Annotated in this window: 11 protein-coding genes; 2 read left to right on the top strand and 9 right to left on the bottom strand. The window is 34.5% G+C overall.

Annotated elements, in window-relative coordinates; translation table 11 throughout:
• Positions 1–54: 54 nt before the first annotated feature.
• Entirely contained in the window at positions 55–810 is a 756-nt protein-coding gene (locus BWZ20_RS03495) for a DUF6503 family protein (RefSeq protein WP_076616372.1), read from the top strand.
• Positions 811–966: 156 nt separating this feature from the next.
• On the opposite strand, the gene BWZ20_RS03490 is transcribed toward BWZ20_RS03495, so the two are convergent.
• The 8 genes from BWZ20_RS03490 to deoC form a co-directional block, all read right to left on the bottom strand.
• A complete protein-coding gene (locus BWZ20_RS03490; protein WP_076616369.1) occupies positions 967–1,740 on the bottom strand; it encodes an SDR family oxidoreductase in 774 nt (257 codons plus the stop codon).
• A gap of 29 nt (positions 1,741–1,769) precedes the next feature.
• Positions 1,770–3,059, bottom strand: coding sequence for a carbamoyl-phosphate-synthetase (locus BWZ20_RS03485; protein WP_076616366.1), 1,290 nt, complete (start codon positions 3,057–3,059; stop codon positions 1,770–1,772).
• Positions 3,060–3,076: 17 nt separating this feature from the next.
• Positions 3,077–4,336, bottom strand: coding sequence for a glycosyltransferase family 2 protein (locus BWZ20_RS03480; RefSeq protein WP_076616363.1), 1,260 nt, complete (start codon positions 4,334–4,336; stop codon positions 3,077–3,079).
• Positions 4,337–4,338: 2 nt separating this feature from the next.
• Positions 4,339–5,166, bottom strand: a complete 828-nt coding sequence (locus BWZ20_RS03475; protein WP_076616361.1) for an SMP-30/gluconolactonase/LRE family protein — start codon at positions 5,164–5,166, stop codon at positions 4,339–4,341.
• Between the two features lie 10 nt (positions 5,167–5,176).
• Positions 5,177–5,923, bottom strand: a complete 747-nt coding sequence (locus BWZ20_RS03470; protein ID WP_076616358.1) for an SDR family NAD(P)-dependent oxidoreductase — start codon at positions 5,921–5,923, stop codon at positions 5,177–5,179.
• A gap of 143 nt (positions 5,924–6,066) precedes the next feature.
• Positions 6,067–6,957: a histidine phosphatase family protein gene (locus tag BWZ20_RS03465; RefSeq protein ID WP_083677146.1), complete on the bottom strand. Its 891-nt coding sequence runs from the start codon at positions 6,955–6,957 to the stop codon at positions 6,067–6,069.
• Positions 6,958–7,037: 80 nt separating this feature from the next.
• On the bottom strand, positions 7,038–7,736 hold the full coding sequence (deoD, locus tag BWZ20_RS03460) for a purine-nucleoside phosphorylase (RefSeq protein ID WP_076616354.1): 699 nt from the start codon (positions 7,734–7,736) through the stop codon (positions 7,038–7,040).
• A gap of 28 nt (positions 7,737–7,764) precedes the next feature.
• Positions 7,765–8,427: a deoxyribose-phosphate aldolase gene (gene deoC / locus BWZ20_RS03455; protein ID WP_076616350.1), complete on the bottom strand. Its 663-nt coding sequence runs from the start codon at positions 8,425–8,427 to the stop codon at positions 7,765–7,767.
• Between the two features lie 330 nt (positions 8,428–8,757).
• On the opposite strand from deoC, the gene BWZ20_RS03450 reads away from it, so the two are divergent.
• A complete protein-coding gene (locus tag BWZ20_RS03450; protein ID WP_076616348.1) occupies positions 8,758–9,378 on the top strand; it encodes an OmpW/AlkL family protein in 621 nt (206 codons plus the stop codon).
• Between the two features lie 230 nt (positions 9,379–9,608).
• On the opposite strand, the gene clpB is transcribed toward BWZ20_RS03450, so the two are convergent.
• Complete coding sequence (gene clpB / locus BWZ20_RS03445) at positions 9,609–12,215, bottom strand: ATP-dependent chaperone ClpB (RefSeq protein WP_076616345.1); 2,607 nt, start codon at positions 12,213–12,215, stop codon at positions 9,609–9,611.
• Positions 12,216–12,574 lie beyond the last annotated feature (359 nt).

Below are 12,574 nucleotides of genomic sequence, written 5' to 3'. Positions count from 1 at the left end.
TTTTATTGTAAAGTATTATTTAGTTTTACGACTTCAAATCTTTAAATAATTGATATGAAATATTTTTATCTTTTGCTATTTGGATTAATGCTGTTTAATTGCAAAGAAGAAAAAAAGGCAATACAGCTCTCAGCAGATGAAATAGTTACTAAATCTATTGAGAATGCAGGAGGTAACTTGTTTGAAAATTCCGTTATAAGATTTAATTTTAGAGATAAGTACTATGTGGCGAGACGCGATAATGGTAAGTTTTCCTTAATACGTATGTTTAAAGATGGTAACGATTCTGTTTTCGATTTACTTACAAACAGTAATTTTGAACGCTTTGTAAATAATAATCGTGTTATATTAAATGATAGTCTGGAGGCTAAGTTTTCAGCATCTGTAAACTCGGTGCATTATTTTTCTGTTTTACCACACGGATTAAATGCTGAGGCTGTTAACAAAACTTTAGTGGGTAAAGAGCAAATTAAGGAAAAAAACTATTATAAAATTAAAGTAACATTTAATGCAGATGGTGGAGGTGAAGACTACGAAGATGTTTTTGTGTATTGGTTTGATAAAGAGAACTTTAAAGTTGATTATTTAGCGTACTCGTATAATGAAGAAGATGGTGTAGGGATGCGTTTTAGAGAAGCGTTTAATGAAAGATATATTAAAAATGTTCGTTTTGTAGATTACAACAATTATAAGACTGAAAGCAACGAATTGAGATTGTTTGATTTTGGTAAAGCTTTTGAAGAAAATAAGCTAAAACTAGTATCTAAAATTGAACTAAAAAATATAGAAGTTGAATTACTCAATCAATAAAAAAAGAAGCTGTTATCTCAAACTGTATGCTTTTTGTCAATCTGAACTCGTTTCAGATTCTTGTAAATTAATTCAACAAGATTCTGAAATAAATTCAGAATGGCAGTTTTGAGTTTATTTTAGACAACTGCTTCTTTTTTTACCAATAAATATGCTCTATCTACCGAGATAGCCACCATCAACAGGTATAATGGTACCACTTACATAATCGCTAGCAGCAGAAGCTAAAAACACAGTTAAACCCTTTAAGTCTTTACCAGTTCCCCAACGTTTCATAGGTACTCGCACAAAGATTTCGTCGGTTCGTTTTTTGTCATTTATAATTGCGGCATTTAATTGCGTATCCATATAGCCTGGTGCTATTGCATTGACACATATGCCTCTAGCTGCTAAGTCATTAGATAAAGCTTTTGTTAATTGACCAACACCACCTTTTGATGCGGCATACGCAGGAATGGTAATTCCGCCGAGAAAGCTCATTAAGGAGGCAACATTGATGATTTTACCACCATTGTTTTGTAGCATGGTGTTGGCAGCATACTTGCAGAAATAAAAAGTTGCATCTAAGTTAATGGCCATAACTTTGCTCCATTCTTCTTCTGGAAATTGCTCACTTGGGTATCTGCGTTGTATGCCAGCAGAATTCACTAAAATATCGAGTTTGCCACCAAGAATGTCTAATGCTTTTTTGTAAGAGCTTTGTACTTCATCGATTTTACTAATATCTGCCTTTACGCCTTCCACATTAAATTGACGCTGTTTTAGCTTTGTACAAACATCAAACATTCTCTCATCAATGTCTATGATGACCACTTGTGCACCTGCTTCTGCTAATGCTTCTACCATAGCTTTGCCAAGGTCTCCAGCACCACCGACAACTATTGCTTTTTTGTTGTCTAATTTAAATTGTTCTAAAATACTAACATTCATTTTTGGTTTATAGGTTAGGGTTGTTATTGTTAATGATGACTGTAGTCATCTGCGTTCCATAGTTTAGTCCATTCTAGTACCATGTTTTCACCGTTTTCATTTCTAACATCTAATGTGCTTTTAATGTCTAAAATGGTCTGATTTGTTTCTGCAACAGAATCTGTAACCGTATAGATTCTGTAGAGCACTTGTCTTTCTGTACCCACCATTGCTGGTGTTACTTCGTCTCCTTCATTAAATCGTTCTACTACAAAAATTACATTTTTATGATTTTTAATTTTATCTAAACCTTTTATTGATTCAATTTTTCCGGCTTTTAAAAGAACCCAAATGGAGCATGCCTTCTTACCACCAAGCATGTAATCATTTTGTTTTGCAAAATTTTCATCACCAAAAACACCAGTTAAAGCAAAGTTGATAAGCATTTTTCTGTGATCAAAACCGTTAATGTGTGCCAGAGGAATGTGTGGTGCCTCTCCTTGTAATCTAAAACCAGGATCATAACTGTAAAACTCACCATTTTCAACGAAAAACTGAATATTTAAAACACCATTTTGCACTCCTGTGGCTTTAAATAATTCAGATAATTTTGGATGTACAGTTTCTACAAATTTCTTTGTAAACCTCGAAGGATACAAGGTTGCCAAGCCTATAGGACTAGAGTTGCCTTGTAGTCTGGTTAAGGTTCTGTCGTATATGGCAGATAAATACGGAACTCCATTTTTAAACGTGTAATATGCGGCCATATCGTGACAACTAGAGTCCATATACTTTTCTACCAGGACGATGCCTTTTTTAGAGAATTTAAGAACATTTTTTACGGTTTGGTTATAGTCTTCCTCATCTCTGCATATTTTCATACCAACACCTCCGCCACTATCAACTGGTTTTACCATTAATGGAAGGTCAACTTTTTTAGGCTTTCTTATGGGTTCGTCTTTTTTAAGATAAATACCTGGTATATCTTGTACGTCGTGCGCTTCACAATAACGTTTATAGCCATCCTTACTGCAGAAAGCTTCAATTGTACCATCTGTAGCATAGCAAGGTAGTCCTAGTCTTTCGCAAATTTCTTTATAGGGCTTAACTAAAATATCTGCAACACCGACAAGTACTGCATCTACGTTTTTTTCTTTAGCAACTTTTACAATACCATCGATGTCAAAACCATCGATGTCATATGTCTCAGCAGCGAATTTTTTAGCAGGTGCCTCTGGATTTGGATCGATTACAATAGTGTGTAATCCCATATTATTGGCAAATTCTACTAAAACTCCGGTTTCTGGATTACCGCCAAGTATTATTATTTTTTTCATCATTATTAATTTTAAGGGTTTTAAATTTTAGGGGTGAGGGAATTTTTAGTTTTTTTAGGGAATATAAAATTTTTATCATAGCCCAAATCTTTCAGAAGGCTTTTGATTTTTGTTTCGTCTGTATTGATTTTAATAATTTTAGACTTGTCTATACCCATCAATTCTAATTCTTCTTTTAGAGATTTATGGGTTGAAGGGTTAATAGTCGCTATTATCAAATAATCAAATTCATCATTGTTAATACTACTGATGGGATGAACAGTGTTTTCCCCAATTTTTAAATCGTGATAATCTACATCTATCCATTTTATAATCTTAAAATAATTTGTTTTAAGATTGGTAGATAGTATGTGCTGACCAAAGGAGCCAGAGCTATATACTACTATTTTTGAATCTTTTTCGGTATTTAAAAACGGATTGAACCAAGTATCCTTCAAATCATTGTAAATAAGCCCACCTGATCTTACTAAAATTTGAGAATAGAGATAGTAGGTAATTTGGGTATTTAGATTTTCTTCATCTAAAACTCCGCTTAATTTAGTTTTAAGGAAATTCATTAAAAGCCCTAGTCTGTAGTACTCTGTCTTTGGGTTTTCAATCGATTTTACTATAGAGTCGTGTCGCTGTCTGTAATAATAAAGTGGTATTTTACTTATAACCAATCGTTTTGTAAATGCTAAGTACGAGTATGTAATAGCAGCGTCTTCTCCCATTACCACATCATTAGGAACATCGTAAAGAACCTTTTCTAAAAGCGCTTTTTTAAAGAGTTTGTTCCACACATAGGTAGACATGCCATGCTCACAAAACTTGCCATTATATATAGCATTTGTTAAAATATCAGATTTTACTTGGTCCTCGTCGTAAAAGCCAGGGTTTTTTGGTTTTATAGTTTCAATTTTACCGTCAAACTCTCTAAAATGACCTGTTACAACTAAATCAGCATCGTTTGAAATAGCAAGCTTATAGAGTGTGTCTAAATAAAAATGATCCACCCAATCATCACCATCTACATAAGCAATATGCGATCCTGACGCGGCTTCTAAACCAGCTTTTCTAGCGGATAATAATCCGCCATTTGGTTTATGTATTACTTTTATTCTGCTATCGGTCTTTGCATAGTTATCGCAAATTTGAGGACAATTGTCGGGACTGCCATCATCTACCAATATTAATTCAAAGTCTTTAAATGATTGTTCTAAGAGGCTTTCAATACATTGCGATAAGTATTTTTCTATACCATAAATAGGGACAATGACACTAATTTTTATAGAGTTCATACTTATATATTTTGATTTATTTCTACATAAAATAATCCACTACCATTATTATGGGTTGATTCTTTATCATCCTTTGCTGTTGTTATGTATAAATTTGATTGATCATCAAAACAACAAGACGTAACGTTTGTATATGGAAGTGCTATTTCACTAATTTTTTTTCCGGTTGAAGGATTCCATTGGGAGACGCAAGAACCTCCCCATTCTGCAATCCATAGCATGCCGTTTTTGTCTATGCACATTCCGTCAGGACTACCGCTTTTGCTAAACGCTATGACATAATCAACAAACTCAACTTTTCCTGTTTCGAGGTCATAGTTGTACTTAGCAACTTTTTTTGTTGGCGTGTCAATAAAATAGAGTGTTTTATTGTCTTCTGTGAATGCTAATCCGTTTGAAATAGTAGTGTTCTCTATAATCACTTTAGATTCACCGTTATAGTAAGAATACACATTTCCTATTCCGTTAATGACTTTTGGGTAACCCATGGTGCCGATAATGTATCTACCAACAGCATCTTCTATACCATCATTGTAGCGCACATTATTTCCAATATCTATCTGAAATTTGAAAGTAGATTTTAGCGTATTAAAATCTATTTCGTAAAATCCATTTTTTGAAGCGACCAAAACAACTTTTTTAGATAGAACATAAACGTTACTTGCTGGTGAGTCTAGTTTTAGGCTTAAAATTTCTTTAGTATTAGGATTATAACAATATACCAAAGCATCTAGGATTGAAACAAAATATAGCAGTTGATGTTTTGAGTCGAAAATTGGACCTTCAAATAGTTCGGCAGATTGGGAGAAGTAAATTAAGTGTTTTGTCATTACATATTTCTTAAATAAATTCTCCCCCTGTTACTCTCATAATTGAGCCTGTTGTCATTGCAGAATCATCTGAGATAAAATACATAACTGCTGGCACAGGATCATTTGGATTAAGCATGCGTCCCATAGGAATAATTTCACTTGCATTACTTTTTAATTGATCTTCGCTTATACCTTCTTGCTCCCTAAGTTGAAGTTCTCCTTCGGTACTGGTCCAGCCCATTACTAAATAGTTTGATCTAATTCCATATTTGGCATAATGGTGTGCAATATGGGTAGAAAGTGTGTATAATGTTCCTTTGGTTAATGCATATGCAGTGCGATCTTCTTGACCATAATCCATATGAGCTGAACCAAAAAACACAACAGAACCACCTTTTTGTTCTATCATAGATCGTAAAACATGTTTCAATAAAAAATATGGGGCTTTAAGATTGATATTGAATACATTATCATAGGTGTCTTCGTCTGTGTCAATCAAAGACGCAACAGGTGTAATGCCAGCATATATAATTAGCGCATCTATTTTTTTGAAACGTTTTATGGTCGCTTTGTAATAATCTTCAATACCATTAATAGATGTAAGATCAAGTTTATGAAAGTACAAGTTGTCTTGATTATTAGAGGATTTTATGATGTCGTTACCTTCTTCAGTATTTCTTCCACAAAAGGCTACATTATATCCTTTTTTTAAGCTGGCCTTAAGTATTTCTTTTCCAACACCTTTGGTGCCACCTAATAACATTACAGTTTTCATAAATGGTTTAAATCAATCTTTTCTAATTAATGTTCTCAAAACTAGTTATTTATTTTTAGAAATAAATTTTTTTATCTGTGTATTGATACTATTTACGGTAAATAGGTTAAATGCAAAAATATGGGTTAAATAGAGTTGCTTTTTTATTCAATTTTTAGAAGTGTGGACGTCCTCGCATTATCTGTTATGGTTACAATATAAAGATTGGCATTGTTGCTTTCGTCAATCTGATTATATTTCTTTTCGCTGAGTAGAGCATTGGTTAGCATAGGTGTAGTATTGCTATGGCCAACAACTAAAACCGTTTTTCCTTTAGTTTCTTTAATGAAATCCTCAAGTTTTAAATTTCTAGGATCGTAAAAGGTAATACCTATATTATTTGCTTTGGCTGTAGGCTCTGCAGTTTCCTTGGTTCTGTTATATTTGGTGGAGTATACCATATCGAATTTAACATCACCAAAGGTTGTAGTCCAGTTTTCGGCACGCTGTTTACCTTCTTCCGTCAAGTGTGGGTCTTTATTTGTTTTATCAGATTGGTCTTTCTCTGCATGTCTAATAAGGTAGTAGGTTGTGGATTTTTGCTCTTCTTTAAATTTTTCTTCAAAAGGGCCTTCCCAAATTACTTGTTCTATCATCCATTTACCTTCATCTTTTGATAAAAGTATATAGTCCAAACCCCAAAATCCTGTAACTTTTGCCGAAGCAATATGATTACTTATCTCTAATACCTTAACACTTCGCATCTTTGTTTCGGTAGTTATTCTGCCTTTTTCTTTGATGTTTTGAGCCATTTTGAGAGCATTCTCATATGTCAATTGCTCGTAGAACTCGTACTCACCTGTATCTTTATTTTTCCAATAGCCAAACTTGTAGAGTCTTGGTTTTAATGCTGCTTTTAGTTTAAGGGTATCTCCTTGATAAAAGCCATCAATGTAATTGTTAAGGGTGGTTTCGATTTGCTCTACATCAGTGTTTTCTTGTGCAGATAAACTGATAAATAGTAAAAACGATAGTGTAAAGAATAGAGATTTCATTTTTGAAAGATGATTGATTAAACCTCTCAAAAATAGACTAGAAAATCTGATTTTCTTTGAAAAAGTATGTTAAATGCCTTTTAAGCTAACTCTAAAGCTATCTCAATCATGTTCTTGAATGTGGTCTCACGCTCTTTACTTGTAGTTTTTTCTCCTGTAACCAAAGAATCTGAAATCGTTAAAATTGCAAGTGCGTTTACGTTGTGTTTTGCAGCAACAGTATAAAGACCAGCAGCTTCCATTTCTACACAGAGTACACCAAATTTAGACCACTTTTTGTAGGATTCTATGTTGTCTTCATAAAATTCGTCAGAAGACAGAACATTACCAGCATGTATAGGTATGTTTTTAGCTTCGGCAGCCTTTACAGCCTTTAGGAATAAACCAAAATCTGCTGTAGGTGCATAATCTGCACCACCAAAACGCAATTCGTTAACACCAGATGTAGAGGATGCTGCCATTGCTAAAACGACATCTCTAATTTTTACATTTTTTTGATAAGAACCTGCACTACCAACTCTTATTAAGTTTTTTACGCCAAAGTCTTTAATGAGTTCATTAGCATAAATAGAAATACTTGGGATACCCATGCCAGAACCCATTGCAGATACACGCTTACCCTTGTAAGTGCCAGTATATCCATACATGCCTCTTACTTCATTAAAGCAAACAGGATCTTCAAAAAATGTTTCCGCAATCCATTTTGCTCTTAATGGATCACCTGGTAATAAAATAGTTTCTGCAATATCGCCTTTATTGGCACCAATGTGTACACTCATGCCGCAAAGTTAAGCAAAGCGTATTAAACTAGTAAGTGGAATTAGATGTTTGATTATTCATCATGGCCACACCAGACGACGCACCAATTCTATGGACGCCAATTTCTAAGTATTTTAAGGCTGTTTCAGCATCTCTAATGCCACCTGAGGCTTTAATTTTCAATTGGTCTTTTACGGTCTTCTTCATAATTTTTACGGCTGTAAGTGTAGCTCCACTCTTAGAAAAACCAGTAGATGTTTTTACAAAATCTGCATTTGCATCAATACAAATTTCGCAAGCCTTTACAATTTCATTTTTAGAGAGTTCACTTATTTCTAAAATGACTTTTAGCGGTGTAAGACCAATAGCACGCTTAACATCTGTAATATCCTTTAAAACAGCAACATAGTTTTTGCTTTTTAAACGTCCAATATTCATTACCATATCTATTTCAGAAGCACCATCTTCAATAGCTTTTTTAGCTTCAAAAATCTTAGCCTCTGTAGACATTGCGCCTAAAGGGAAACCAACAACTGTACAAACTTTAACCTCAGAGCGTCCCAAGGCTTGTTTTGCTATTGGGACGTAACAACTGTTTACACAAACAGCGTAAAAATTATATTTTAAAGCTTCTTCGCAGAGTTTAAGGATGTCTGTTTCAGTTGCTGAAGGGCTTAATAAGGTGTGATCTATATATCTGTTTAATTCCATGTAAAAATAAGTAGGGTTTATAAAATAATTAACTAAAGTAATCCCTTTGATTTAGAGGGAAAACCGCAACAAGTTTTATTGTTTCTTAAGATAAGTTGGAATTAAATAGCTCGACAAAATTAAACATTAATCCGTTAAAATGCATTAAATAAATTAAAATTAATTGTGCATTTCATCGAAAAAAAATTCTGTTTACAATTGGTTACCGTTGAACAGCTTAACAGATACCGATTTTTTAGTTAAGGAAGTGAAACTTTGTTTTACATGATAATTGTCAGTATTTAAGGTTTTTTAAGCCTTTATTTTTGTAGGAAACTTAAATATTTTAACATGAAAAATTTATTATTATTTACTTTACTAATAGGATTAACATTTAACCTAAACGCACAAGATTCTGAGGCTGCTGAGGATTATAATAAGTGGCAAGCACGTTTAAGATTAATTTCTGTAATACCTTCTCCTGGTGATGATATTGATGGCGCTGATGTAGATTTAAGCACAGCGTTTGTACCAGAACTAGATTTTACTTATTTTTTCTCTAAAAATTGGGCAGCAGAGTTAATACTTGGTACTGCAAAGCACGATGTAGATTTAGATATCGATGGTGGTGGATCTTTAGATTTAGGTCATGTTTGGTTATTGCCTCCAACTTTAAATTTACAATACCATTTTTATGCTAATGATTTTAAACCTTATGTTGGTGCAGGTGTAAACTATACTATATTCTATGGTATTGACGAAGGTGAATTAGATGATATAGAGTATGAAAATTCATTTGGTTTTTCTCTACAAGCCGGTTTAGATTACAATTTAAATGACAAGTGGTTTTTAAATTTTGACGTAAAGAAATTATTTCTTAAAACAGATGTTACTGTAAATGGTGATCCCGATACTTCAGAAGTTAATATCGATCCCTTAATTATTGGTCTTGGTGTTGGCATGAAGTTTTGAGTTGAAAACAAATATTCATACGAAAAGAGCCTCTTCATTGAGGCTCTTTTTTGTTTAATCTATACGCTTAGTTTGTTTTGAATCCTAAAATACTTTAAGAAAAGGAAAGCAACACATCCAAAATTCGATAGCTTTTCGAATTTATTTCAGTGTTGCTTTAACCAACCAATCAATATAAAGACTCTTTAGAGGCTATTATGTTACACTTGTATAATCTTAGAACAAGCAGTCTATAACTCTTCTACAACTAAATCTCCTTGGTTTCTAAAAACCAATTGTCCATCAAACTCATCAAGAAGAATAATACTGTCTGTAGTAACTCTTCCGGCTAAAATTTCCTTACTCAACTGATTCAGAACTTCTTTTTGTATCACGCGTTTTACAGGTCTTGCACCATATTCTGGATTGTAGCCCTTATCTGCTAAATACGCTTTTGCTTCTGGTGTAGCATCAAAGGTTATACCTTGTTGCCCAATCATTTTTGTTATGCCTTTTAATTGAAGGTCTACAATGGCTACAATGTTATCTTTAGTTAATGGTGTAAACATTATTGTATCGTCGATACGGTTTAAAAATTCTGGTCTTACGCTTTGTTTTAATATGCCTAACACGTCAATTTTAGCTGCTTCCATTGCAGATTCAATATCCTTGGTAGCTTCAAAACGCTCTTGTATAATATGGCTTCCCATATTTGAAGTCATGATGATTATAGTGTTTTTAAAATCAGCAATTCGACCTTTGTTATCCGTTAAACGTCCTTCATCTAATACTTGTAACAAAATATTGAAGGTATCTGGATGCGCTTTTTCAATCTCATCTAACAATACTACAGAATACGGTTTACGTCTTACAGCTTCTGTCAATTGCCCACCTTCGTCATAACCTACGTATCCTGGAGGTGCACCGACTAATCTACTCACCGCATGTCGTTCTTGATATTCACTCATATCAATGCGCGTCATGGCATTTTCGTCATCAAATAGATATTCTGCCAAGGCTTTTGCTAGCTCTGTTTTACCCACACCAGTTGTACCTAGGAACAAGAAGGTTCCAATTGGTTTTTGTGGATTCTGTAAACCAGCTCTGGATCTGCGCACGGCATCACTAACAGCTTCTATAGCTTCTTCTTGGCCAACCACGCGTTTGTGCAGTTCGTCTTCAAGTTTTAAAAGCTTCTCGCGCTCGCTTTGTATCATTTTGGTTACAGGAATTCCTGTCCATTTTGCCACAACATCAGCGACATCTTCGTAAGTAACTTCCTCTTTAATTAAGGCCGTTTCTTGTTGTTCTGCTAATTGTTTTTGATATGCTTCAAGCTTTTCAGTGGCTTCCTTTATCTTTCCATAACGGATTTCAGCAACCTTGCCATAATCACCTTCACGCTCTGCACGCTCAGCTTCAAGCTTATAATTTTCTATTTCTTGTTTTATATTCTGAACGTTTTCAACCGTTTCTTTTTCAGACTTCCATTTGGCATTAAGTTCGTTACGCTCTTCTTTAAGGTTAGCCAATTCAGCTTTTAAAGACTTTAATTTGGTTTCGTCCTTTTCACGTTTAAGAGCCTCGTGCTCAATTTCGAGCTGCATAATCTTACGATCTAGAACATCTAATTCCTCTGGTTTAGAGTTGATTTCCATACGTAATTTAGAGGCAGCTTCGTCCATAAGGTCAATAGCCTTGTCTGGTAAGAAACGATTGGTAATGTATCGGTTTGATAATTCTACAGCACCAATAATCGCTTCATCTTTAATACGCACTTTGTGGTGTGCTTCGTACTTTTCTTTAATACCACGTAGGATGGAAATGGCACTCTCTGTGTCTGGCTCATTAACCGTTACCTTTTGGAAACGACGTTCTAATGCTTTGTCTTGCTCAAAATACTTTTGGTATTCATCTAAAGTGGTTGCACCAATAGCTCTCAGTTCACCACGTGCTAAAGCAGGTTTAAGGATGTTTGCTGCATCCATAGCGCCTTGACCACCACCTGCACCAACAAGGGTGTGGATTTCGTCAATGAAGAGTACGATATCACCTTCACTAGTGGTGACTTCCTTGATAACCGCTTTTAATCGTTCTTCAAACTCACCTTTGTATTTTGCACCAGCAATTAACGCTCCCATATCCAACGCAAAGATTTGTTTGTCTTTTAGGTTCTCTGGAACGTCACCATCTATGATTCTGTGCGCTAAACCCTCAGCAATAGCTGTTTTACCAGTACCAGGTTCACCAACCAAGATTGGGTTGTTTTTGGTACGACGTGATAGTATTTGAAGTATTCTACGGATCTCTTCATCCCGACCAATAACTGGGTCTAACTTACCATCTTGTGCTAATTGGTTGAGGTTTTTAGCGTATTTGTTTAAGGAATTATAAGTTTCCTCTTGACTTTGAGACGTTACTCTGTCTCCTTTACGCAGTTCTTCTATGGCTGCATTAAGACCTTTTTCTGTAACGCCTTGGTCTTTTAGAATCTGTGCAATTTTGCTCTTGGACTTAAAAATCGCCAAGATTAAATGTTCTATAGAGACGTAGTCATCGTTCATTTTTTTAGCGATGATAGACGCTTCGTTTAACGCTTTACTGGCTTCTCTAGAAATCATTAGCTCTGCACCAGAGACTTTAGCGAAGGTCTGTAGTTCTCTGTCTAATATTTGTTGTAATAAAGATACATTAACATTCAGCTTTTTAAGGATGAATGGTAGTACGTTTTCATCAACCTCGAAGAGCGCTTTAAAAATGTGCTCATTTTCTATTTGTTGATGCCCAAAGCCTTGTGCAAGCTGTTGTGCCTGCTGTATGGCTTCTTGCGATTTTATGGTGTAATTATTAAAGTTCATATACTATTTTGTTTTAGTGTTATTACGATGCGTAGGACGTTGTAATCTATTAAGAGATTCTTCGCTTACGCTCTGAATGACATCTTTATTATTTTATTTTATTTTATTTGTGTTTGATTATCTTTAGGCAATTATCTTACCAATTCAATTTGATAAGGTAAAAACGACAAAATGACTGATTTTATTAGGATTAGAATGACTTTTTGTCTGTGTTTTGTAGTGGACAGCCCATGGTTATCGTAGTGGGCTTACCCGAATTAGACCTGAATTAGACCTGAAGGAAACCCGAAGGAGCTACTTGTGAATCTGAAGTTTGGGGTTATTAGGTTCTCGATACGAAATGCTGGTATATTTCACTT

It is taken from the genome of Winogradskyella sp. J14-2, from assembly GCF_001971725.1.
Lineage (GTDB): Bacteria > Bacteroidota > Bacteroidia > Flavobacteriales > Flavobacteriaceae > Winogradskyella.
Note: the sequence above shows the minus strand (reverse complement) of the source record. Positions and strands in the feature narration are given on the sequence as shown.